The organism is Tsukamurella ocularis (assembly GCF_965138335.1).
Lineage (GTDB): Bacteria > Actinomycetota > Actinomycetes > Mycobacteriales > Mycobacteriaceae > Tsukamurella > Tsukamurella ocularis_A.
Window position 1 is genome coordinate 50,955 of the sequence record NZ_CBCSDV010000015.1, and the last position, 22,870, is coordinate 73,824.

Genomic DNA, 22,870 nt, shown 5'->3' on the forward strand with positions numbered 1-22,870 from the left:
CCATGCGCATCGCCGTGATCGGAGCCGGCTTCGCCGGAGTCTCCGCAGCCAAGGTCCTCACCCAGTTCGGCCACGACGTCACCGTCTACGAGAAGGCCCCCGACATCGGCGGCGTGTGGAGCGCGTCGCGCCGCTACCCGGGCCTGCGGACCCAGAACAACAAGGGCACGTACTGCCTGTCCGACCTCGCGATGCCGCGGCACTACCCGCAGTGGCTCGAGGGCGCCCAGGTCCAGGAGTACCTCGACGCCTACGTCGACCGGTTCGGACTGCGCGACCGGTTCCGGTTGTCCACCACCGTCATCGCCGCCACGCTGAACGAACCCGACGGTGCGCCGTCGGGCGACGTCACCGCGGATCCCGCCCTGCGCCCCGTGACCTGGTCGGTGACCGCGGAGGGACCGCAGGGCGTGAGCACCGAGGTCTACGACTACCTCGTGGGTGCCAACGGCATCTTCTCGGCGCCCTCGATCCCGGGATGGCCGGGTCGGGAGGCCTTCGAGGCCGCGGGCGGGCGGGTCTGCGCGCCCGGCGACGTGCATGAACTCGACGAGGTCGCCGGCCGCGACGTGCTCGTCGTCGGCTACGGCAAGTCCGCCTGCGACGTCGCGTCCGCCATCGCACCCGTCACCGCCAGCGCGACGGTGATCGCGCGGAAGCTGCTGTGGAAGATGCCGCGTCACCTGGGCGGCGCCGTCAACTACAAGTTCCTCATGCTCACCCGCCTCGGCGAGGCGCTCTTCGAGTACCAGCGGCTGCGCGGCGTGGAGGCCTTCCTGCACGGCGCCGGCAAGCCGGTGCGCAACAGCATGCTCGCGAGCCTGCAGGCCGTCGCGACGAAGCAACTGCGGCTCAAGGAGCACGGCCTGGTCCCGGACGGGGACTTCGAGCGCATCGCCCGCAGCACCGTGAGCCTGGTCAGCGAGGGCTTCTTCGAGGCCGTGCAGGACGGCAGCCTCGCGGTCCGCCGCGACACGGAGATCACGGAGCTGCTGGTCCAGGACGGCCGCCCGGCGGCGCGCCTGTCCGACGGCTCGACGGTGCCGGCCGACGTCGTCATCGCGGCCACCGGATGGCGGCAGGACGTGCCCTTCCTCGACGCCGACGTGCAGGCCCGGCTGACCGACGCGAACGGCGATTTCGAGCTCTACCGCTTCATCCTCCCGCACGAGGTGCCCGGCCTGGCCTTCGTCGGCTACAACTCGTCCTTCTTCTCGCCCCTGTCCGCCGAGATGGCGTCGCTGTACGTCGCGCACGTCCTCGACGGCGCGGCGCGGCTCCCGGCCGTGCCCGCGCGGCGCGACCAGGTGTCGGCGCGGTTGCGGTGGATGCGCGACCGCACCGAGGGCCACCACGCCCGCGGCACCAACCTGATCCCGTTCTCGATGCACAACATCGACGAGATCATCGAGGAGATGGGCCTGCGACTGCCGCGGCGCCAGCGGGTGCGCGAGTGGCTGCTGCCGCCGAAGCCCGCGGACTACCGCTGGGTGACGCAGCGCCTGCTCGCCCGTCGTCCCCGCCCGGCGGCGGACGCGGCACGATCCGGGGCGAGCCCGAGGCGCGTCGCGTGACGGCCGATGTCGTCGTCATCGGGTCCGGCATCAACGGCCTCGTCGCCGCCGCCGAGCTCGCCGGGTCCGGCCGGTCGGTGTGCCTCATCGAGGCGGCCGACCGGCTGGGCGGCTTCCTCGCGAGCGACGAGCTAACGCTGCCCGACTTCCTGCACGACACCTACTCGTCGTGGCATCCCCTGTTCGTGACCGGCGGCGCCTACGCCGCGCTCGGTGCGGACCTGCACCGCCACGGCCTGGAGTACGCGAACGCCGACGACGCCGTCACCGGATCCGTCTCCGGCGACGGCCGCGCCGTGGTCGCGCACCGGGACCCCGCGCGCACCGTCGAGCAGTTCTCGGCGCGGGACCGGACCGCCTACCTGGCGATGCTCGACCGGATCGGCGGGGACCTCGACGTCATCGGCGGCCTCCTCGGCAACGAGACCCGCGCGCCGGGCGTGCTGGGGCACGCGGCGGCGATGCTGCGCCGCGGCCTGGGCCGCACCGAGGGGTGGGTGCGCGACGCCGCCGCCAGCGGGCGCCGCTGGGGCCGAAGGACGTTCGAGGGCCCCGAGGTGGACCAGCTGTGGGCGCCGTGGCTGCTGCACGCGGGCCTGAGCCCCGACAGCGCGTCGGGCGGGCTCATGATCCCCGTCTTCGCCGCGACGATGCACGGCGCCGGCCTGCCCGTCGCGGTCGGCGGACAGCGCGCCTTCCTCGACGCGTTCGCCGCGCTGCTCGCCGAGCGGGGCGTCGAGGTCCTGACCGGGGCGCCGGTCGACCGGATCCTGGTCGAGGGCGGACGCGCCGCGGGCGTGATGGTCGGACGGCGCCGGATCGACGCGCGGCAGGCGGTCCTCGCGTCCGTCACCCCGACGGCCCTGTACTGCGATCTGTTGCCGGAATCGGCCGTCCCCGAGTCGGTCCGCGCCGAGGCGCGCGGCTACCAGTACGGCCGGGCCGCGATGCAGGTGCACGTCGCGCTGGACGCGCCGCTGCAGTGGTCCGATCCTGCGCTCGACGGCGCACCGCTGGTGCACCTCACCGGCGGCTCGGACACGGTCGGCGTCGCGTGCGCACAGGCCGAGGCCGGACTCCTGCCGGCTCGTCCGACGGTGGTCGTCGGGCAGCAGGCACTCATCGATCCCAGCCGGGTCCCCGCGGGCCGCGGCATGCTGTGGCTGCAGCTGCAGGAGGTCCCGTTCGCGCCCGTCGGCGACGCGGCGGGCGAGCTCGACACGTCCGCGGGCTGGACCGACGAGCTGGTCGCCGGCTACGTCGACCGGGTCCTCGGCCTCGTCGAGGAGGCGGCGCCCGGCACGCGCGACGCCGTCCTCGCGGTCAGCGCGATCAGCCCCGTCGACCTGGCGGCGGCGAACCCCAACGCCGTGCGGGGCGACCCGTACTGCGGTGCGGCAGAGCTGGACCAGAACATCTTCTGGCGCCCGGGGCCGCTGACCGCGCGGCATCGCACCGCCGTCGACGGCCTCTGGCACATCGGGGCGGCCACACATCCGGGGCCGGGCCTCGGCGGCGGCTCCGGTCACCTCGTCGCGCAGGAGCTCCTCCGGCGCGNCGACGGTGCCCTGACCCGCGTGCGGCGCCTGCTCGGCCGCTGATCGCACCACGAAGAAGGGGGCCCCCCCCTTCCCGTGTCCGACGGTGCCGTCAGGCCGCCGCGTCGCGCAGCGTCGCGAGGGCGGTACGGAGCCGGCCGCCGTCCTCGTCGGCCACGGCGGCGTCCACCAGGCGACGCATCCGCGCGGCGGCGTCCGGCCGGCCGCGGAGCAGCGCGAGGCCCTCCATCAGCAGGCCGAAGCTGTCGACGCCGTGGGCGTGGGTCTGTCCGTAGCCCTTGAGGACCCGCGCGGCGACGACCACCTCGGTCGCGAGCGCGGGATCGGTGCGGCCGACCGAGGTCACGGTGTCGAGCCAGGTGTCGATGAAGACCTGCTCCCGGCCGAATCGCAGGGAACGGGGCCGCAGCGGCCGCATCCGGGCGAGGGTGGACAGCGTCGTGTAGCCCCACACCGAGGTGGTGTTGATGATGAAGCCCCGGTGGCACACCGTGTCGACCGCCTTGGCGAAGGCACGGTTGTGCTCGAGCGCGCGGCCCAGTGCGGTGGGCAGCGTGTCGGTGATCTCATCGACGTGGGGGTGCAGGTACTCATGGACCCGCATCACCTGTTCGTCGCCGGGCCGCACCTCGGCGCGCACCCGTTCCATGCGGCGGCCGCGCACCTTCTGCAGCGCGACGTGCACCGTGTCCTGGTACGTCATCCACAGCGCGATGTGCCGGGCCGCCTCCACGGTCAGCGTGGCCGCCCCCTCGTGATCGGGGTCGAGGGCGCTGATCCGCGCGACGCGGTCGAGGTAGCGGTCGGCGTAGGCGAGGTCCTGGTAGACGGCGGTGCGCTCGAGGCCGTGCAGGAGCATCGACGCGGCCGCGGCGGGGAAGGACCGGGCGACGCGGCGGGCGCGGTCTGCGAGGGCCGGCCCGACCAGCGATTCGGGCGCGCGCGCGGCGATCGCGTTGCGCTCGGCCTCCCGGTCGGCCTTGACCTCCTCGGGCGTCTTCGGGCGGCGCACCTGCAGGGTGAGCGGCACGGGCCCGCCGCCGGAGGGGGCCGGCGCCGGGGCCTGCGTGCGCGCGGCGTCCTCCGCCAGGCTCTCCCGCGCCCGCTCGTACCCGGCGGCGAAGGCGGCGAGCGAGGTCTCGACCCCCTTGCCGCCCTTGCGGATCGCTTCCTCGAAGTCCTCGCGGGGGAACGGCAGCGCGCCGCTCCCCGCGAGCGCGCCGAACAGGGACGCGCTGATCACGCTGCCGTTCTCCCGCGCGAGCGTCGCGAAATCGCCGGAGACGAGGGTCTTCGCGGCCGCGGCGGCGCCGTCGAGCAGTGCCGCCGAGTCGACCCGGCCGTCGTCGGGGGTGGACTTCTCGAGGATCGAGTAGACCCGGTTCAGCGAGGCGATGAGCGTGGTCCGGTCGGGGGTGACGAAGCCGCGCTGCACGGCGCGGCCGGCCTCCATGAGCTCGGACGCGATGAGCACGTCGACCTCGCCCGGCGTGGGCATGAGCGAGAGGATCGGGGTGTCGCGGGCGCGGCCCGTTCCACTGCGGTGCGCCACGTCCGGTGGGAAGAGTTCCGCGTAGTAGACGGTGGCGCCGGTGCGCTGCGCGACGCCGGCCACGGAGGTGTTCTGCGCGGTCCAGCCCTCGTCCTCGCCGAGCGAGACGATCCAATCGGCGAGCACGCCGCCGCCCTCGCCACCCATGGCGAGCACCGCCACGGTGATGGGCCGCTGCCCGATGGTCCAAGTCATGAGAAGGCCTCCGTGGATTCGTAGCGAGCGGCGCGCCCCTCGAGGCCGCGGCCGAGGCGCTCGGACACGGCGCCGCGCACGCGGTCGCGGATCCGGTCGACGCGGGTGGGGTTGGTGACGACGTCCGTGCGGTAGAACGACGGGCACAGCGCCGCCGCGTGCGCGTTGTTACCGCAGACGCCGCAGCCGACGCAGGTGTCGGTGACGGCCGCGACGGGGTCGGTGCGCATGGGGTCGGGGTTGGGCGCGATCGTCAGCGACGGGCAGCCCGAGATCCGCATGCAGGCGTGATCGCCCGTGCAGGTCTCCGGGTCGACGCCGAACCGCTGGGTCACGACGCGCTTGCCGGCCTCGACCGCCGCGGCGCGTTCCGGCTTCTCGCGGCGCTGCTTGTTCAGCTGGCACTCGCTTTGGGCGACGATGACCTTGGGGCCCTTCTTCTTACTGGTGAGGGCGTCGATGAAGACGTCGCGCATCTTCGCGACGTCGAAGGTGTCCGGCATGGTCTTCGCCCACGTCACGCCGACGCCGCGCACCGCCCGTTCGATCGGGTTGTTGGTGCTGCGGTCGGGCAGGATCGCTCGGGAGGAGAGCAGGTCCTGACCGCCGGTCGCGGCGGCGTAGGCGTTGTCCACCACCACCAGGAGCTGGTCGGACTCGTTGAAGACGGCGTTGCCGACGCCGGAGGTGAGACCGTTGTGCCAGAAGCCGCCGTCGCCCATCACCGCGATGCCGCGCCGGTCGGCGTCCTTGCTGCTCAGCGCGGCTCCGCCGGCGGNNCCGAGGCCGTAGCCCATCGTGGTGGCGCCCAGGTTGAAGGGCTCGTTGATGGCGAACAGGTGGCACCCGATGTCGGCGCTCACGTGGTGCTCCACGCCGGTCTCGCGTTCGGCGAGCTTGAGCGCGGAGAAGATCGGCCGTTCGGGGCAGCCGGTGCACAGGCCGGGCGGGCGGGGCTGGACCGCGCGGCCGTCGACCCGCTCGGTGAACGGGCTGCGAGGGTCGCCGGCCGGGAGGAGCACAGCGGGATCGCCGGTGACGAGCTCGGGCACGTAGCGGCCGAGGAACTCGGCGACGCCCTTCGTGACGGCGATCGGGGTGTACTCCCCCGCCTTCGGCAGCACGTCCTTGCCGTGCAGCGCCGTGTCGAGGCCGTTGCGGCGCAGGATCGCGTTGAGGTTCTGCTCGATGTAGTCGGGTTGGCCCTCCTCGAGGAGCAGGACCGCGTCCTTGTCGGCGCAGAACTCGACGATCTCCTCGTCGATCACGGGATAGGTCACGTTCATCACGTACAGCGGGACCGCGGTGTCGCCGAAGGCGTCCGAGCAGCCGAGCAGTTCGAGCGCGCGGTTGAGCGTGTTGTACAGGCCGCCCTGCACGATGAGGCCGACCCGGCCGTCGGTGGGCCCGAAGGTCTCGTTGAGCCGGTGCTCGCGGATGTACTCCACCGCCGCCGGCCAGCGGTGGGCGATCTTCTCCTGCTCGTGCTGGAAGCTCGCGGGCGGCAGCACGACGCGGCTCACGTCCCGCTTCGGGTTCTCCATGGCCTGCTCGACCGTCATCTGCGGGCGGCGGTTCTCCCGGGTGGTGAAGGTGCCGTGCAGGTGGCACGAGCGCAGCCGCAGCTCCAGCATGACCGGGGTGTTCGACGCCTCGGACAGGGCGAAACCGTGCTCCACGGCATCGACGATCGCGGTGTGGTCGGGTCGCGGATCCAGCAGCCACATCTGCGATTTCATCGCGAAGGCGTGGGAGCGCTCCTGCATGATCGAGCTGCCCTCGCCGTAGTCCTCGCCGACGATGATCAGCGCGCCGCCCGTCACCCCGCCGCTCGCCAGGTTCGCCAGCGCATCGGACGCGACGTTGGTGCCCACCGTCGACTTGAAGGTGATCGCGCCGCGCAGCGGATAGTGCACGGAGGCGGCGAGCATCGCCGCGGCGGTCGCCTCCGAGGCGCTGTTCTCGAAGTACACACCGTACTCGTCGAGGATCTCGCGGGCGTCGCCGAGAACGTCCATCAGATGGCTGATCGGCGCCCCCTGGTAGCCGCCGACGTACGCGACGCCGGACTGCAGCAGCGCCTTGGTCACCGCCAGGATCCCCTCGCCCTCGAACCGGGTCCCCGGTTCCTGGCGCAGCTTGAGGACCTCTTTCGCAAAGGAGCGTTCCGCCATGCCCCGACCTGCCTTTCACGTATCACGGGCCGTGTGATGCGTACCACGCTAGCCTCGCCACGGGACGGGTTGAAGGGCCCGCCGGGGGCCCGCTCCGATCGGGACAGCGGGCCGTCGCGATCTGGATAGCGGGGTGCTGCGGCGCGTCCTACCGTCGGGCGCAGCCGCCGTTCGCCGACGGTGCGGCCCGCGCGCCGCTCAGCCGATGCCGGCCCGTGCCGGGGAGAAGAGGACCCAATGCTCACCGAACTCGCCACCGCCCTCGCAGGCGGCAGGATCCGGGTACTCGATCTGACGACGCCGCTCTCCGCGGACACCCCCACGCTCCGCCTGCCGGAGCCCTTCGTGAACCTCATCGACTTCAGCCTGGAGCGGGTCGCCGCGTTCGAGCCGACGGCGCCGGCGTGGCAGCACAACAACATCCACACGGGCGAGCACATCGGCACGCACGTGGACGCCCCGTGCCACTGGATCACGGGTCGTGACGGTGCCGACGTGAGCGAGCTGCCGCCCGAGCGCCTCGTCGGCCCCGCCTGCGTGATGGACTTCGCGGATCGCGCCGCGGCGGACCCGGACTGGCTGCTGGAGGTGGCCGACGTCGAGGGCTGGATCGCCGAGCACGGCGCCGTCCCGGAGGGCGCGTGGCTCCTCCTGCGCACGGGCTGGGATCAGTACGGCGGCGACCGCGAGCGCTTCCTGGGCGCCGCCGAGGGCGGTTCGCACACGCCCGGCGTCTCCGCGGCCTGCGCCCGCTGGCTCGCCGAGGAGGTCCCGATCTCCGGTTTCGGCGTGGAGACCGTGGGCATCGACGCCGGCAACGCGGCGATGCTCGAGCCGCCCTTCCCGGCGCACAACTTCCTGCTCGGCGCCGACAAGTACGGCCTCACGAGTCTGCGGAACCTCGCCCAGCTGCCTCCGCAGGGCGCCGTGGTCGTGGTCTCGCCACTGCCCATCGTCGGCGGCACCGGCTCCCCCGCCCGCGTGCTCGCCCTCGTCGAGGACTGACCGGAGAGACGCGAACGGCGGCGCCCCCGCGGGGGCGCCGCNGTTCGTGGCCTCGATCAGCTNGGTGCGGGAGCGATCTCGTCGNCGGAACTCGTGTCCGCCGACGGGGTGCGCAGGAGCGGCAGCAGGGCCACCGCGACGGCGGCGACGCCGCCGACCACCGCGAAGAAGACGAAGTTGGCGCGATAGCCGAAGCCCGCGCCGGCGATGAAGCCACCGACGATGGGCCCTACGATGGCCCCGACCCGCGCGAAGGACAACGCCATTCCCGTGGCGGCCGCGCGCACCCGGGCCGGGTAGTAGTGCGCCACCCAGCCCGTGAGCACCAGCGACGTGGAGATCGAACCGATCCCCGCGATGCCCACCAGGAGGTAGTTCACGAGCATCGGGCCGCGGAACATCAGGGCGAGGATCCCGAGCGCGCCGATCGTGTACCAGAGCACCAGGACCGGCTTCTCGCCCCGGCGGTCCGCGAGGACACCCACCCCGATGCCGCCCACCGCCGACGCCAGCGAGAACACCAGCAGGAACATCAGCGACGATCCGAGGTCGTACCCGGCCTTGCGCATGATCTGGGGCAGCCAGGTGTTGAGCCCGTAGACCAGCAGCAGCCCGCAGAACAGGGCGATCCAGAAGCAGCACGTGGCGAGGCGGTAGCGCGGGGAGAACACGACCCGCACCGCGCCGGCGAAGCCCTCCGTCTCTCCCGACGCGGCCCGCGCCGCGGCGGGGCGCGCGGCGACCGTCGGATCGATGCCCAGCCTGCGGGCCGCGGCGTCGGCCTCGTCGACCCGTCCGCTCGCCGCGAGCTGCTCCATCGACGGCGGGAGCGCGGCGGCCAGGACCGGCACGAGGATGATCGCGCCGAAGCCGAGGCCCATCACCCAGCGCCATCCGAGCGCGTCGAGGGCGAGCACGGCGACGAGGGCGGCGAGCATGATGCCGAGCGAGTAGCCGGAGTACATGAGCCCGTAGTTCCGCGACTTCTTCTCCGGCGGAGAGAATTCGATCGTGTACGCCGCGGCGATCGGGATGACGCCGCCGAGGCCGAGGCCGCCGATGAACCGGAACAGCCCGAGGACTTCCGGGCTCGGTGCCAGCGCGACCCCGAGCTGCGGCAGGGCGCACAGGGCCACGGCGACCAGCAGCATGTTCTTGCGCCCCACCCGCTCGGCGAGCACGCCGATCGTGGTGGCCCCGATGAGCATGCCGACCAGCGACCAGGCGGCGAGCCCACCGATCTCGACGGCGCTCAGCGACCACGGCTCGTAGGCCAGCAGGCCCGGGACCACGGCACCGAAGACGCCGACGTCGTAGCCCTCGGCGAGGATCGCGAGCCAGCAGCACAGTAGGACGCGGCGGGTCACCGCGGCGGGGATCACGGCGTCCACCGCACGTGCGCGGGGAGCTCGGGCTCCTCGTCGCGCAGCAGCGCGAGGCGCGGGCGCACGGCGTCGGTGCGGGCGCTGGGCGGCTTGCGGTTGCCCGCTCGGAACTGATCGGGCCACGGCGCCCCCGGCCCGGTGTACCCCTGGTCGGCGGCGGCGTGCAGCGTCCACTGCGGGTCGTACAGGTGCGCTCGGCCGAGCGCGCACAGGTCCGCGCGGCCGGCCAGCACGATCGAGTTGACGTCGTCGTAGGAGGAGATGGCGCCGACGGCGATCACCTTCACACCGGCGGGGCCGGCGACCTCGTTGCGGATGCGATCGGCGTACGGGGTCTGGTAGCTCCGGCCGAACGCGGGGCGCTCGTGCTTGGCGACCTGGCCGGTGGAGACGTCCACGAGGTCGACGCCGTGCTCGCAGAAGGCGCGGGCGATCGCCAGCGCGTCCTCGATGTCGTTGCCGTCCGGGATCCAGTCGGTGGCCGAGAGGCGCACCGAGATCGGACGGTCGGCCGGCCAGGCGGCCCGGACCGCGTCGAAGACCTCGAGGGGGAAACGGAGCCGGTTCGCCGCGGATCCGCCGTACTCGTCGGTGCGGGTGTTGGCGATCGGCGAGAGGAACGAGGAGATCAGGTAGCCATGGCCGGCGTGGAATTCGAGCAGGTCGAATCCCGCCTCGGCGCCGCGACGCGCGGCGTCGGCGAACTCCTCGACGACGCGGTCCATGTCGGCGCGCGTCATCGCGCGGGGCACCGCACTGTTCGGCCCGTAGGGCAGCGCCGACGGGCCCATGGTCTCCCAGTTGTCGGCGTCGAGCGGGTCGTCGATGCCCTCCCACATGAGCTTGGTCGAGCCCTTGCGCCCCGAATGGCCCAGTTGCAGTCCGATCTTGGCGCCGGAGTAGACGTGCACGGCGTCGACCACACGGCGCCAGGCCTCGCGCTGATCGTCGGTGTACAGGCCCGTGCAGCCGGGTGTGATCCGGCCGTCCGCGGAGACGCAGACCATCTCGGTCATGACCAGGCCGGCCCCGCCGAGCGCCTTGGAGCCGAGGTGCATGACGTGGAAGTCGTTGGGCATGCCGTCCACGGCGGAGTACATGTCCATGGGCGAGACCACGATCCGGTTCTTCAACGTCAGGTCGCCGATGCTGAGGGGATGGAACATCGCCGGGGTCTCGGGTCCCGCGTCGGTACCCGCGCTGAAGGAGCGCATGACCCGGTCGGCGAAGTCCGCGTCACGGAGCCGCAGGTTGTCGAACGTGATGCGGCGGCTGCGCGTGAGCAGATTGAAGGTGAACTGCACCTGGTCCTGCTCCCGGTAGGTGCCGATGGTCTCGAACCACTCCAGGGAGGCCTGCGCGGCGCGCTGCGTCGATTCGACGACGGGCCGCCGCTCCTCCTCGTAGACCTTGAGGGCGGTGCCGAGGTCGCCGTTCTCGTGCAGGCACGCCGCCAGCGAGAGTGCGTCCTCCATGGCGAGCTTGGTGCCGGAGCCGATGGAGAAGTGCGCCGTGTGCGCGGCGTCGCCGAGCAGCACCAGGTTCCGATGCACCCAGCTGGTGTTGCGGACGGTGGTGAAGGTGATCCACTGCGAGTTGTTGGCGAGGATGCGGCTGTCGCCGAGGTACGGGGCGAAGATCTCCGCGATCCGCTCGATGGCGGCCTCGTCGTTCTCTCCCGGCGCGAAGGCCCGGCGCTCGGTGGCGTCGAATCCGGCGCGCCGCCAGACGTCCTCGGCCATCTCGACGATGAACGTGCTGCCCTGGTCCGAGTACGGGTAGCCGTGGATCTGCATCGTGCCCCATTGCGTGTCCTCGACGATGAACGTGAAGGCCTCGAAGACCTTGTCGGTGCCGAGCCACATGTACTTGCACCGCCGCCGGTCCAGGTCGGGCTCGAAGCCCTCGGCGAAACGGCTGCGGGCGGCGGAGTTCAGGCCGTCGGCGGCGAGCACGAGATCGTGCGTGGCCATCAGCTCCTCGACGTCGGGGGCGGGCGTCGCGAACCGCACGTCGACGCCCAGGTCGAGGCAGCGGCGCTGCAGCAGGGCGAGGAGGTCGTGCCGGTTCATCGCGGCGAAGCCCTGGCCGCCCACGGTGTTCCATCGACCGCGGTAGTGCACGTCGATGTCGGTCCACCGGGCGAACAGCGATTCCATCTGCCCGTAGATCACCGGGTCGGCGCTCTCGATGCCGCCGAGGGTCTCGTCGGAGAAGACGACGCCGAAGCCGAAGGTGTCCTCGGCCCGGTTCCGCTCGAACAGGGTGATCTCGTGGGCGGGATCGAGTTGCTTCATCAAGGCGGAGAAGTAGAGGCCGCCGGGGCCACCGCCGATCACTGCGATCTTCATCTCTGTAGTCCTTCGTGCTGAAGTGGGCCGATCAGCCGCGGACCGCGGCGTCGGCCTCGCGGGCCAGTTGTTCTCGGAGCCGGAAGTGCTGGAGCTTGCCGGAGGGGTTGCGCGGCAGTGCGTCCACGAAGCGGACGTCCCGCGGGTACTTGTACGGCGCGAGGCGCGCCTTCACGCCGTCCTGGATGCGCTGCACCATCGCGTCGCCGGCGTCCTCGCCCTCGCGCAGCACGACGAACGCGCAGACGACAACCCCGCGCTCCGTGTCGGGCCGGCCGACCACTGCGGCCTCGACGACGGCGTCGTCGGCGCAGATCGCGGCCTCGACCTCGGGACCGCCGATGTTGTAGCCGGAGGAGACGATCATCGCGTCGGACCGGGCCTGGAACCGGAAGGTCCCGTCGGCGTCGCGGACGACGGTGTCGCCGGTGACGTTCCAGCCGTTCACCACGTAGCCGAGCTGCCGGGCGTCGTCGAGGTAGCGGCAGCCGGTGGGGCCGATGGCGGCGAGGCGACCCGCGACCCCCGGGCCGACCTCCTCGTCGTCCGGGCCGAGCACCGTGGCGCGGTAGCCGGGAACGGGGGTGCCGAGCGCGCCGGGGACGGTGCGGCCGGGCGCGGTGGAGAGGAAGACGTGCAGCAGCTCGGTGCAGCCGATGCCGTTGACGAGCTCGATGCCGCACTCGTCGCGGACCAGCTCGAAGGTCTCCTCCGACAGGTGCTCGCCCGCGGAGACGCCGACGCGGACGCCGCGGAGCCGTCCCGCGCCGCCGCCCCGGATGATCGCGCGGTAGGCGGTCGGCGCGGTGAAGAGGACCGTCACACCGTGCTCGGCGACGACGTCGGCGAGCTGCGCCGGGGTAGCCCGCTCGGTGAGCACGGTGCTCGCCCCGAAGCGCAGCGGGAAGACGACGAGACCGCCGAGGCCGAAGGTGAACGCGAGGGGCGGCGATCCCGCGAAGACGTCCTCCGGTCCGGGGCGGAGGACGTGCCGGGCGAAGGTGTCGGCGTTGGCCAGGACGTCGCGATGGAAATGCATCGTGATCTTGGGCCTGCCGGTGCTGCCCGAGGTCGGGCAGAGCAGGGCGACGTCGTCCGCGGCCGTCGTCACGGGGGTGAAGACCCCGTCCCGACGGGCGGCGCGCTCCTCGAGCCGGTCGGGATCGTCGCCGCCGAGGAGGACCAGCGCGGCGCCGGACCCGGTGCTCCGCAGCGCCGCGCGGAGGTCGGCGGCCGCCGCCGCACCGCTGACGCAGACGACGGGCGTCGTCCGCTCCAGGAGGTCCACCAGCTCGGCGGGGCGGAGCATGGGCATCGTCGTCACGAGCACGGCGCCGGCCTTCAGCGCGCCGAGCCAGGCGGCCACGAGCCAGGGGGTGTTGCCCTCGCGGAGCAGCACTCGGTTGCCCGGCCGCACGCCGAACTCGTCGACGAGGACCTGCGCCACCCGGTCCGAGGCCTCGCGCAGGTCCCGGTAGGTCCACACGAGACCCTCGGGCGTCCGGATCGCGGTCCGGTCGCCGAACCGCTCCGCGCCCTCGTCGATGAGGGCGACGGCGGCGTTGAGGCGATCGGGGTACCGCAGTTCGGGCAGCGTGAACTCGAGCGTCGGCCACTGCTCCGCGGGCGGCAGGTGGTCGCGGGCGAAGGTGTCCTCGTGGGCGCTGGGCGTCAGGGTCATCGTGGGCCTCCTGGTCACTGCGCGAGCAGCCCCTCCTGGCACACGGTGGCCAGGTGGGTGCCGTTGCGGTCGTGGAAGCGGCCGGTGTTGAGGCCGCGGGAGGAGCCGACGTTCACCGACTCCTGGGAGTAGAGGACCCAGTCGTCCAGGCGCGCCGGGCGGTGGAACCACATCGCGTGGTCGAGGCTGGCGGTGCGCAGGCCGTCGTCGGACCAGGACGCACCGAGCGCCCGCAGCGAGGGCTCCAGAATCGTGTAGTCGCAGCAGTAGGCCAGCGCGATGTCGTGGACGGTCTGCTCCTCGGGCAACGTCGAGAAGGCCTTGATCCACACCGCCTGCCGGGGGACGCGGTCACGGTCGCCGGGGAGGTAGATCGGGTCGGGGACGTGCCGCATCTCGAAACTGCGGCCGTGCGACCAGTAGTCGGCGTCGGCGCCGTCGCGTCCCGCGAGGGCCTCGGCGGAGGTCGGGAGGCCCTCGGGCGCGGGGACACCGGCGAGACCGGTGCCCGCGACCTCCCCGACGAGCGGCGCCCCGGGGACCTCGGTGCCGTCCGCACCGGCGGCGAAGGAGGCGTAGCAGGTGTAGATCACTTTGCCGCCCTGCAGGCCGCGGACGTGCCGGGTGGCGTATCCCCGCCCGTCGCGCAGGATCTCGACCTCGTAGCGGACGTCGCCGCCGATCTCCGCCGGGCGCAGGAAGTAGCTGTGGGCGGAGTGCACGGTCTTGCCCTCGACGGTCGCGCACGCCGCGGCGACCGCCTGCGCCACCAGGTCGCCGCCGTAGGCCTTGGGCCAGGGGACGTACTGGGTGGTGGCGGTGAAGGCGCGGTGCCCCGCGGGGGCGTCGTCGGTCTCCGTGAGGCGGACCGCGTCGAGGAAACGCGCGGAATCGGCCACGTTGCTGTCGAACTCGTTGACGGTGGTCATGCGCGGCGGTACCCCTCGAGCGTGGCGTCGTCGACGTCGTCCAGGTTCACGACGATGTTCTCGGGCGTGCGACAGGTGAGCCAGACGAGGTCGTCGGTGATCGACATGTTGGCCTCGACGTGCGGCATGTACGGCGGCACGAAGACCCAGTCCCCCTCGGTCATGTCGGTGTACCGGGTGTAGCCCTCGCCGTAGTAGATGCGGCCGTGGCCCGAGAGGACGTAGCCGCCGGTCTCGGCCTCACCGTGGTGGTGCGGCAGCGACCGGTAGCCGGGCTTGTTGCGCACCTGGCCGTACCAGATCTTCGTGGCGGGCGTGTGCTGGATGCTGACGCCGGAGACGCGGATGCAGTCTCCGGACTGCGCGGTGTCGGTGCTCTCCGCGCCGTGGCGGGTGACGACGGGGACGTCGCCGGTCGGTAGCAGTGCGGGGTCGACGATCTGTTCGCTCATGGGCTTCGCCTTTCTGGTGGTGAACGCGGTTGCGGTCAGGCTCGGATACGGATGGTGTTGCGCAGGAGTCCGATCCCCGAGATCTCGGTCTCGAGCACCTGCCCGTCGGAGAGGAAGCGCTGCGGATCACGGCCCGCGCCCACGCCGGCGGGGGTACCGGTGAGCACGAGGTCGCCGGGGCGCAATCGGGTGAACAGCGAGGCGTGGTGCAGCAGTTCGGCCGGCGGGAAGAGCAGGTCGTCGAGCGGGGCGTGCTGCACGGTCTCCCCGTCGACGCGGCAGGTCACGACGTGCTCGGCGGGGTCGAAGGCGTCGGTGGTGACGACGACGGGCCCGACGGGCGTGGTCGCGTCCCAGGCCTTCCCGGAGAGCCACTGGGTGGTGGCCCACTGCCGGTCGCGCAGCGAGACGTCGTTGCTCACGGTGTAGCCGGCGATCGCGGCCGCGCACTCGGCGACGGAAGCGCGGCGCAGATCGGCGCCCACGACGACGGCGAGTTCCGCCTCCCAGTCCAGCTTCGCGGTGTCGCCGGCGGCGAGGGCGACGTCGGCCTCGGGACCGACGAGGGTATCCGCCCACTTCGCGAAGAAGGTGGGTACCTCGGGGACGCCGCGGCCCATCTCCTCGATGTGGGCGCGGTAGTTGAGCCCGCAGCACAGCACCTTGCCGGGGGCGCGGATCGGCGCGAGCGGGCGGGCCGCGGGCGGGAGCGGCTCTCCCTCCTCCGCGGCGCGGCCCGCAGCGGCACGCCAGTCGTCCTGCCGCAGAAGCTCGTCGACGCTCGCCGCGCCCGCGCATCGCGGACCGGATCCGGTGTCGACGGTGGCGATCGTCCGATCGCCGAGCTGATGGGTTGCGAGCCGCACGGGAGAAGCCTCCGAACTCGTATATAGCGCTTCTGACGTCCGTCAGATAGGCTGAATGTAGCACGGATCACACCCCTGGGCCAGCCCCTTCTTCGTCACCGATCCGCCTCTGCACGAAAGGAACCCCATGTCCGCCAAGGTCACCGTCAATCCCCCGCAGCTCGCCGTCCCCCGCGGCTTCGCGCACGGCACGCGCGTCGGGAACACCCTCCATCTGGGCGGCCAGACCGCCATGGACGCCGAGGGCGCGATCGTGCCCGGCGGCATCGTCGAGCAGTTCCGCCGCGCCTTCTCCAACGTGCTGGCGACGGTGGCCGAAGCGGGCGGGACGCCCGACGACCTGGTCTCGGTCACCATCTACCTCACCGACGTGCAGGACTACCAGCGCAACGGGAAGGAGATCGGCCGCGTGTGGCGCGAGCTCGCGGGCGACCACTACCCCGCGATGGCCGGCATCGGGATCAGTGAGCTGTGGCAGCCCGAGGCGCTCATCGAGATCGCGGGCATCGCCGAGATCGGATCGGGCGCACGGGGGTAACCTCGCGGGGAGCCGGCGCCCGCGCCGCGCGGCACCGAGGAGGGGCGATGACGGAAGCAGTTCGACCGCAGCCGTTGGTCCGCGACCTCATCGTGTCGCTCTTCGGGCTCTACGGCCGCGGCGCGGAGCCGCTCCCCATCTCCCAGATCATCGCTCTGATCGGCACCGCCGGGCCCGACGAGCAGTCCGTGCGCTCCAGCGTCTCCCGGATGAAGTCGCGCGGCCTGCTCGACGTGGCGACGCCCGGCCACTACCGCCTCGCAGGGCGCCGCGCCGCGGCCTTCGAGGCGGGCGACAGCCGGATCTTCGGCGATCATCCCTACGATCCCGCGGCGCCGTGGTCCCTCGCCGTCTTCTCGGTGCCCGAGTCGCAGCGCGCGCGCCGCGTGCTGCTGAAGAAGACACTGGGCGAGATGGGCTTCGGCGTCGTGGGGGCCAGCGTGTACATCGCCCCGTCGGGGATCGGCGCGGAGGCCCGCGCACGCCTGGGCCAGCTCGATCTGGACGGCTACGTGGCGTGGTTCGACCTGCACCCCCCGGCCTCCGATCGGCTCCGCGCCGAGGCCGGCGAGTGGTGGGACCTCGACGCCCTCGCCGACGAGTACCGCGCCTTCCTCACCGAGTTCGCCCCGGTGCGGGCGCGGTGGGACGCGGAGCCGGGGCCGGACGCCGAGGCCTTCGCCGACCACCTCCGCCTCGTCACCGCCTGGCGCGACCTGCCGTACCGGGATCCCGGCCTGCCCGCGGACGCGCTCCCCACGGACTGGCCGGGGGCGAACGCCCGGGAGCTCTTCCTGCACCTCCGCGGCGTGCTGGCGGGGCCCGCGGCGCGGTTCGCGGGCCACGCCGACCTGGAACGGCACGCCTGATCCACCCCTGGAGGTCCGGTGGCGAACCGATCACACCGGATTCGCGGCTCCCGCTCGATTGTTTAGGATTGCTAGCAGCCCACCGCCGATCACGAAGGCATCACCCTGACCCAGTCATACTCGCGCGTGCCCGTCGCGGTGCTGTGCGCCGCGGGGATCGTGGTGGCGCTCATGCAGACGATCATCGTGCCGCTGATCCCGCAGCTCCCCGACCTGCTGAGCACGACGCCCTCGAACGCGTCGTGGACGCTGACGATCACCCTGCTCGTGGGCGCCGTCGGCACCCCGATCGCCGGGCGTCTCGGCGACATGTTCGGCAAGCGCCGCGTCCTCCTCGGCAACATGGGCGCCGTCGCCGTGGGCTCGGCCGTGTGCGCCGTCTCCACGGCGCTCGTCCCCTTCCTGGTGGGCCGCGGCCTCCAGGGGCTCGGCATCGGCGCGATCGCGGTCGGCATCAGCATCCTGCGCGACATCGTGCCCGCGCGGCGGTTGGGCTCCGCCGTCGGCGCGATGAGCGCGTCGCTGGGCGTCGGAGGCGCACTGGGGCTTCCGTTCGCGGCGTCGATCGCCCGCCACATCAGCTGGCACGCCCTCTTCTGGATCTGTGCCGTCGCCGCGGTGGTCTGCGCCGTGGCGATCCTGCGGTTCGTTCCCGAGGGCCCGTCGGACGCGGGCGGACGGTTCGACGTCATCGGCACCCTCGGCCTCACCGCCGTCCTCACGTTCGTGCTGCTCCCGCTGTCCAAGGCCTCCGCATGGGGCTGGACGAGCCCGCTGACGCTGGGCATGTTCGCCGCGTTCGCGGTCTCGGCCGCCGCCTGGTGGCGGTACGAGCGGCGCGTCCCCAACGCGCTGATCGACGTCGACACCCTGGTCAGCCGGCCGATCCTGCTCACCAACATCGCGTCCGTCGCCACCGGCTTCGCCTTCTACGCCATGCAGATGATGCCGATCCAGCTGCTGATGGCGCCGGAGCAGGCGCCGGCGGGCCTCGGGCTGGACATGGTGCCGGCGAGCCTGGTGCTCATGCCGACGGGCCTGGTGATGTTCGCCTTCTCCTACGTCAGCTCCTGGATCACCGACCGGCACGGCGCGCGCCTGTCGCTCGCCATCGGCGCCGTCGTGATCGCCTGCGGCTACCTCGTGCTGCTGGCCGCGCTGGCCGGCCCGTGGCGGATCGACTGGCTGTGGATCCTCGCCGCGAGCGCACTGGTGGGCGCGGGCCTCGGCATCGCGTACTCCGCGATGCCGGCCCTCATCATGTCCGTGGTGCCGGTCTCGCAGACCGGCGAGGCGAACGGGGTCAACGCCCTCATGCGGTCCGTGGGCACGTCGATGGCGACGGCCGTCGTCGGCATGGTGCTGACGGGTGCGACCGTGGTGACGGCCACCCCGGCGGGGGCCGTCCGCACGCCGTCCGCCGGCGCCTACGAGGCGACCATCGTGATCAGCCTCGCGGTGTGCGCACTCGCGGTCCTCTGCTCGCTCGCCATTCCCCGGCGTCGGGCGACGGCCTGAACGCGCCGGGCTGTTAGGTTGACGTGGTGCCGATCACGCCGTCCGCTCTGCCGCGCGCGCTGACGCGCCGCGTCGGCGGCCTGCTCCGGGGCCTCGCGACCCCGGATCCCATTACGCCCATCGGACCGCCGAACTGGTCGGGACTCGACGCCCGGGAGCACACGGGTCCCCCCGCAGCGCCCGGCACCCCGATCGACCGCGTCCCCCTGGCCGCGGAGCTCGGCCTCGCCGACGCCGCCGAGGCGTACCGGTTCCTGTACGGGACGACCAATCAGCACGGGCCGGCGGTGAGCACCGCCGCCGTGTTCCTGCCCGCGGGCGATGCCCCCGACGGCGGCTGGCCCGTCGTCGCGTGGGCGCACGGCACCGTCGGGCTGTGCGACGACGCGACCCCGTCGGCCCAGCCCCAGTCCGAGCGGCAGGTCTTCTACCTCGGACACTGGCTGCGCAACGGCTACGCCGTGGTCGCCACCGACTACGCCGGCATGGGCACCCCGGGCCTGATGAGCTACCTGAACGGGAAGGTGGAGGCGCACAACCTCATCGACTCGGTACAGGCCGCGCGGCGGCTGGGGCTTCCGCTGGCCCGACGGTGGGCCCTCGTCGGGCAGTCCCAGGGCGCGGGCGCGGCGATGAACGGCGCCCGCTACGCCGCCGAGTTCGGCGCGGGCTACGACCTCGACCTGCGCGGGACGGTCGCGACCGGCACCCCCGCGAACATCGAGCGCGTCGCGCAGTTCCTCCGGCCGTCGTTCCCGCCGATCGCACTGCCGCCGCTGACCACCGTCTACGCCGCCTACATCCTGGCCGGGATGCGTGACGCCCGCCCCGACCTCGGGATCGACGGGCTGCTCACCGCCGAGGGCCGGCGCGTCGTGGACCTGGCCGAGCGCCTGAGCCTGTACGACACCCGCGAGGCCGTGCGCGGCGCGCGGATCAATACCTGGGTCTCCGCGCCGCTGCGCACCATCCCCGGCGTGTACGACGCCCTGCACGAGCACATGGGCACCCCGACGCAGGGCTACGACCGGCCGATCCTCCTCGGGCACGGCCTCGCCGACATCGACGTGCCCGTCGCCTCCGGGCTCTCGCTCGCCGCGGCGCTCGCGCTGCACCGCCAGCCGGTCACGCTCAAGCTGTATCCCACCGACCACTTCGGCACCGTGTACGCGGCCGCCGACGACGCCGCCGCGTTCCTCGCGCGGGTCATGCATTAAGGAGAGAGAGACCATGAAGGACTTCCACGGCAAGGTCGCCGTCGTCACCGGCGTCGCGTCGGGCATGGGCCGCGAACTCGCCCTCGAACTGGCGCGCCAGGGCGCGCGGCTCTCGCTGTGCGACTACGACCCCGCAGGCCTCGAGAAGACCGTGGAGGACGCCCGCGCGCTGGGCGCCGAGGTGCACACCAAGGTCGTCAACGTCGGCGAGCGCGAGCAGATCCTCGCCTACGCCGACGAGGTCGCCGAGCACTACGGCGTGGTCAACCTGGTCTTCAACAACGCCGGCATCGCGCACCACGCCAGCGTCGAGAAGACCTCGTTCAAGGACTACGACCGCCTGATGGACGTGGACTTCTGGGGCGTGGTCAACAGCTCCAAGGCCTTCCTGCCGCACCTCATCGCCTCCGGCGACGGGCACATCGCCAACACCAGCTCGATCTTCGGCCTGTTCGGCGTCGGCGGCCAGAGCGCGTACAACGCCGCCAAGTTCGCGGTGCGCGGGTTCACCGAGGCGCTCCGGATCGAGATGCTCGCGAGCGGCCACAACGTGGGCGTGAGCTGCGTGCACCCGGGCGGCATCAAGACCGACATCTGCAACAACGCGACGGTGGCCGAAGGCCAGGACCAGGCGTCCTTCGCGGACTTCTTCAACAAGCACCTCGCTCGCACGGAGGCGGATTCCGCCGCGCGCACGATCCTGCGGGGCGTGCAGAAGAACCACGGCCGCATTCTCATCGGCCCCGACGCCGTGGCACTGGACCTGCTCGTCCGGGTCACCGGCTCGGGCTATCAGCGGCTCATGTCCTTCGTCGACGGGCAGTCGAAGCGGTTCCTCTGAGTCATCGGCGACGCGCGGCGAGGATCTCCCCGGCGGCGCGACGACCGGAGCGGATCGCGCCGTCCATGTAGCCGTTCCACCGGCTCGCGGTCTCCGCGCCCGCCCAGTGGATCCGCCCGACCGGCTCGGCGAGCGCGTGCCCGTACTGGGTCCAGACGCCGCAGCCGAGCCGGCCGCCGTAACAGCCGCGGCTGAACTCCTCGGCGCACCAGTCCATCTCGACGTAGTCGAAGGGCGTCGCCGCCTCGGGACCGAAGTACTTCACCAGGGCGCCGAGGACCAGGTCGCGCCGCGCCGCCGGGGTCAGGCGTTCCGCCGCGCGCGCGTGCGCCCCCTCGAGGAAGCCGACGAGCACGCCGCAACTCGCGTCGTGCGGTGAGTTGTCGAGGACCACGTTGAAGGCGTCGTCGAGGCTGATGACGAAGCCGCTGAGCCCGTCCTCGCGCCAGAAGGGCCGGTCGTAACCGACCTGCACCTTGATCACCGAGCCGGCGGGAATCTGTTGGGTGAGGCCGTCGCGGGCCGACGGCAGGGCCGGCAGGTAGCGGAGGCGGCCGGCGAGGGTCGGCGGGATCGCGACGATCACCTCGTCGGCCGTGAGCACGCCGCCGGGCGTGCCGTCGGCGTTCTCGTAGGCCACGGTGACGCCGGAATCGTCCTGGGTGACGGTGCGGACCACGGCGCCGAGCCGCACCGACTCCCCCAACTGCTGCGCCATCCGCTCCGAGATCAGGTGGGTGCCGCCGACGACGCGTGAGTCCTGTGCGCCCTTGCGGGTGCTCAGCAGCATCGCCAGGCTGGTTCCCGAGCGGATGTAGGCGAGGAAGTGCAGGAACGACAGCTCGGCGGTCTCCGCGGAGAAGACCGCCGGCACGATGATCCGGAAGAAGCTGCGGGCCATGGCGTTCTCGGTCTGTGCGGTCACCCAGGTGTCGACGTTGTGCCGGTCCAGATCGGCGGCACCGTCGGCCTCCCAGGGCGCGCCGGGGTCGACACCGGCGGCGAGGGTCTCGATCGTCTCCCACAGGCGCCCGACCTCCGCCAGGGACTGCTCGTCGAGCCCGAAGGTCTCATCGGCGTACCGGATGGCCCGCCCGTCGACGTAGGTGATCGCGTCGCCGTCGTCGTAGGAGGGGAAGATCTCCAGACCGAGCTCGGCCACGAGGGCGAGGGCGGCGGTCTGATCGGGCCCGATCCACTGGCCTCCCAGTTCGACCGGCACCCCGTTGCTCAAGCGCCCGCCCCGGTTGCGACCGGCGACGCGATCGCGGGCCTCGAGCACCCGCACCGTGCATCCCTGCGCCGCTAGCTCCCGCGCGGCCGAGAGCCCCGCCAACCCCGCACCCACCACGATCACGTCCACGTCCGTCATGTTTCGCCCCTTCATCTCAGTCAGTTGTATGACTTGGTTTGGGTACTGTAAGCCGCGCCACACCCCCGTGTCGAGAGCCCGGCCCGAATCCGGTGTGCTTTGCTGGACACCCACCCAACGTCAGCCGGAGGCCGGATGCCCTACGTCGAGTCCGCGGTGCGGGGTCCGCAGATCGTCGCGGCCGCCCGCGCGGTCCTGATCCGCGACGGGGTCGCCAAGACGAGCGTGCGCGCGGTCGCCACAGAGGCCGGCATTCCCCTGGGCACCCTGCAGCACGTCTTCCCGACGAAGCAGCTGCTGCTCCAGGCGGTGATCGAGCGCGTCGTCGACGACATCGCCGACGTGCTCCGGCGCACCGCCGAGACCGACGACGGGCTCGCGCACGCCATCCGCAACGGCATGCGGAACTTCTGGACGGCCCTCGTCGCGGACGAGCGCGAATTGCAGGTGCTGCAGTACGAGCTGGTGACCCATGCCCTGCGCACGCCGGGACTCGAGGACCTGGCACGGATGCAGTACTCGCGCTACACCGAGACCGTGCGGGCGTGGTGCGCCGAGGCCGCCGACCGTGCCCACGAGACCAGCGCCGTCCCGCTCGACCGGCTCGCCCGCGTCATCCTCGCCGCCGTGGACGGCCTCATCCTGCAACACGTCGCCGACCCCGACCCGTCGCGGTCGGCCGCCGACCTCGACACCGTCATCGACATGGTCGTCGCGCTGGCCGCACCCGTCCCGGAATGACCGAACGGGCACCGCCGACCGAGGTCGGCGATGCCCGTTCCAGCGTTTCGG

17 protein-coding genes and 2 pseudogenes are annotated in these 22,870 nt (G+C 72.4%); 9 read left to right on the top strand and 10 right to left on the bottom strand.

Annotated elements, in window-relative coordinates:
• Positions 1-2 precede the first annotated feature (2 nt).
• The gene (locus ACNAYW_RS14635; protein ID WP_415850412.1) at positions 3-1,574 is read left to right on the top strand and encodes a flavin-containing monooxygenase; all 1,572 of its coding nucleotides are present in this window, start codon (positions 3-5) and stop codon (positions 1,572-1,574) included.
• Positions 1,571-3,131: phytoene desaturase family protein (locus tag ACNAYW_RS14640; RefSeq protein WP_415850413.1), on the top strand; the 1,561-nt coding region annotated here is incomplete at its 3' end. The genes ACNAYW_RS14635 and ACNAYW_RS14640, both read left to right, overlap by 4 nt.
• A gap of 93 nt (positions 3,132-3,224) precedes the next feature.
• Here the strand turns inward: ACNAYW_RS14640 and ACNAYW_RS14645 are convergent.
• The 3 genes and pseudogenes from ACNAYW_RS14645 to ACNAYW_RS14655 all read right to left on the bottom strand — a co-directional run.
• Complete coding sequence (locus tag ACNAYW_RS14645) at positions 3,225-4,880, bottom strand: indolepyruvate oxidoreductase subunit beta family protein (RefSeq protein WP_415850414.1); 1,656 nt, start codon at positions 4,878-4,880, stop codon at positions 3,225-3,227.
• The coding region (locus ACNAYW_RS14650) for a thiamine pyrophosphate-dependent enzyme (RefSeq protein WP_415850415.1) at positions 4,877-5,658 on the bottom strand (782 nt) is incomplete at its 5' end. The genes ACNAYW_RS14645 and ACNAYW_RS14650, both read right to left, overlap by 4 nt.
• A 2-nt stretch (positions 5,659-5,660) precedes the next feature.
• Positions 5,661-7,054, bottom strand: a pseudogene (locus ACNAYW_RS14655) (indolepyruvate ferredoxin oxidoreductase subunit alpha); the annotation flags it as partial.
• Positions 7,055-7,291: 237 nt separating this feature from the next.
• Between ACNAYW_RS14655 and ACNAYW_RS14660 the strand changes: the two are divergent.
• Positions 7,292-8,059 carry a cyclase family protein gene (locus ACNAYW_RS14660; RefSeq protein ID WP_415850416.1) on the top strand — a complete coding sequence of 256 codons (768 nt, stop codon included), beginning with the start codon at positions 7,292-7,294 and terminating at the stop codon, positions 8,057-8,059.
• Positions 8,060-8,144: 85 nt separating this feature from the next.
• Here ACNAYW_RS14660 and ACNAYW_RS14665 read toward each other — a convergent pair.
• The 6 genes and pseudogenes from ACNAYW_RS14665 to ACNAYW_RS14690 form a co-directional block, all read right to left on the bottom strand.
• Positions 8,145-9,450: pseudogene (locus tag ACNAYW_RS14665) on the bottom strand (MFS transporter); the annotation flags it as partial.
• Positions 9,438-11,795 carry a bifunctional salicylyl-CoA 5-hydroxylase/oxidoreductase gene (locus ACNAYW_RS14670; protein WP_415850417.1) on the bottom strand — a complete coding sequence of 786 codons (2,358 nt, stop codon included), beginning with the start codon at positions 11,793-11,795 and terminating at the stop codon, positions 9,438-9,440. The gene ACNAYW_RS14670 and the pseudogene ACNAYW_RS14665, both read right to left, overlap by 13 nt.
• 31 nt (positions 11,796-11,826) lie before the next feature.
• Positions 11,827-13,476 carry an AMP-binding protein gene (locus tag ACNAYW_RS14675; RefSeq protein ID WP_415850418.1) on the bottom strand — a complete coding sequence of 550 codons (1,650 nt, stop codon included), beginning with the start codon at positions 13,474-13,476 and terminating at the stop codon, positions 11,827-11,829.
• Positions 13,477-13,490: 14 nt separating this feature from the next.
• Positions 13,491-14,405, bottom strand: a complete 915-nt coding sequence (locus ACNAYW_RS14680) for an acyl-CoA thioesterase (protein WP_415850419.1) — start codon at positions 14,403-14,405, stop codon at positions 13,491-13,493.
• A complete protein-coding gene (locus tag ACNAYW_RS14685; RefSeq protein ID WP_068567505.1) occupies positions 14,402-14,857 on the bottom strand; it encodes a cupin domain-containing protein in 456 nt (151 codons plus the stop codon). The genes ACNAYW_RS14680 and ACNAYW_RS14685 overlap by 4 nt, the downstream gene beginning before the upstream one ends.
• Before the next feature lie 35 nt (positions 14,858-14,892).
• The gene (locus ACNAYW_RS14690) at positions 14,893-15,723 is read right to left on the bottom strand and encodes a fumarylacetoacetate hydrolase family protein (RefSeq protein ID WP_415850420.1); all 831 of its coding nucleotides are present in this window, start codon (positions 15,721-15,723) and stop codon (positions 14,893-14,895) included.
• A gap of 127 nt (positions 15,724-15,850) precedes the next feature.
• Here ACNAYW_RS14690 and ACNAYW_RS14695 point away from each other — a divergent pair, with 127 nt between their 5' ends.
• From ACNAYW_RS14695 to ACNAYW_RS14715, 5 genes are all read left to right on the top strand, one after another.
• The gene (locus tag ACNAYW_RS14695; RefSeq protein ID WP_224647983.1) at positions 15,851-16,261 is read left to right on the top strand and encodes a RidA family protein; all 411 of its coding nucleotides are present in this window, start codon (positions 15,851-15,853) and stop codon (positions 16,259-16,261) included.
• A gap of 47 nt (positions 16,262-16,308) precedes the next feature.
• Positions 16,309-17,130: a PaaX family transcriptional regulator gene (locus ACNAYW_RS14700; protein WP_415850421.1), complete on the top strand. Its 822-nt coding sequence runs from the start codon at positions 16,309-16,311 to the stop codon at positions 17,128-17,130.
• A gap of 126 nt (positions 17,131-17,256) precedes the next feature.
• Positions 17,257-18,648 carry an MFS transporter gene (locus tag ACNAYW_RS14705; protein ID WP_415850422.1) on the top strand — a complete coding sequence of 464 codons (1,392 nt, stop codon included), beginning with the start codon at positions 17,257-17,259 and terminating at the stop codon, positions 18,646-18,648.
• A 23-nt stretch (positions 18,649-18,671) separates the two neighbouring features.
• Positions 18,672-19,865 carry a lipase family protein gene (locus ACNAYW_RS14710; RefSeq protein WP_415850423.1) on the top strand — a complete coding sequence of 398 codons (1,194 nt, stop codon included), beginning with the start codon at positions 18,672-18,674 and terminating at the stop codon, positions 19,863-19,865.
• Between the two features lie 13 nt (positions 19,866-19,878).
• A complete protein-coding gene (locus ACNAYW_RS14715) occupies positions 19,879-20,706 on the top strand; it encodes an SDR family NAD(P)-dependent oxidoreductase (RefSeq protein ID WP_415850424.1) in 828 nt (275 codons plus the stop codon).
• A 1-nt stretch (position 20,707) separates the two neighbouring features.
• Here ACNAYW_RS14715 and ACNAYW_RS14720 read toward each other — a convergent pair whose 3' ends face one another.
• Positions 20,708-22,078 (bottom strand): flavin monoamine oxidase family protein, encoded by a 1,371-nt coding sequence (locus ACNAYW_RS14720; RefSeq protein ID WP_415850425.1) that lies wholly within the window; start codon positions 22,076-22,078, stop codon positions 20,708-20,710.
• 135 nt (positions 22,079-22,213) lie between these two features.
• Between ACNAYW_RS14720 and ACNAYW_RS14725 the strand changes: the two genes are divergently transcribed.
• Complete coding sequence (locus tag ACNAYW_RS14725; RefSeq protein ID WP_415850426.1) at positions 22,214-22,819, top strand: TetR/AcrR family transcriptional regulator; 606 nt, start codon at positions 22,214-22,216, stop codon at positions 22,817-22,819.
• The last annotated feature ends 51 nt before the right edge of the window (positions 22,820-22,870 follow it).

Excerpts from the sequence above, each read along its gene's own strand:
- ACNAYW_RS14685 (WP_068567505.1), bottom strand. The coding sequence starts at position 14,857 with ATGAGCGAACAGATCGTCGACCCCGCACTGCTACCGACCGGCGACGTC.
- ACNAYW_RS14645 (WP_415850414.1), bottom strand. The coding sequence starts at position 4,880 with ATGACTTGGACCATCGGGCAGCGGCCCATCACCGTGGCGGTGCTCGCC.
- ACNAYW_RS14700 (WP_415850421.1), top strand. The coding sequence starts at position 16,309 with ATGACGGAAGCAGTTCGACCGCAGCCGTTGGTCCGCGACCTCATCGTG.
- ACNAYW_RS14680 (WP_415850419.1), bottom strand. The coding sequence starts at position 14,405 with ATGACCACCGTCAACGAGTTCGACAGCAACGTGGCCGATTCCGCGCGT.
- ACNAYW_RS14725 (WP_415850426.1), top strand. The coding sequence starts at position 22,214 with ATGCCCTACGTCGAGTCCGCGGTGCGGGGTCCGCAGATCGTCGCGGCC.
- ACNAYW_RS14675 (WP_415850418.1), bottom strand. The coding sequence starts at position 13,476 with ATGACCCTGACGCCCAGCGCCCACGAGGACACCTTCGCCCGCGACCAC.
- ACNAYW_RS14660 (WP_415850416.1), top strand. The coding sequence starts at position 7,292 with ATGCTCACCGAACTCGCCACCGCCCTCGCAGGCGGCAGGATCCGGGTA.
- ACNAYW_RS14715 (WP_415850424.1), top strand. The coding sequence starts at position 19,879 with ATGAAGGACTTCCACGGCAAGGTCGCCGTCGTCACCGGCGTCGCGTCG.
- ACNAYW_RS14670 (WP_415850417.1), bottom strand. The coding sequence starts at position 11,795 with ATGAAGATCGCAGTGATCGGCGGTGGCCCCGGCGGCCTCTACTTCTCC.
- ACNAYW_RS14635 (WP_415850412.1), top strand. The coding sequence starts at position 3 with ATGCGCATCGCCGTGATCGGAGCCGGCTTCGCCGGAGTCTCCGCAGCC.
- ACNAYW_RS14695 (WP_224647983.1), top strand. The coding sequence starts at position 15,851 with ATGTCCGCCAAGGTCACCGTCAATCCCCCGCAGCTCGCCGTCCCCCGC.
- ACNAYW_RS14720 (WP_415850425.1), bottom strand. The coding sequence starts at position 22,078 with ATGACGGACGTGGACGTGATCGTGGTGGGTGCGGGGTTGGCGGGGCTC.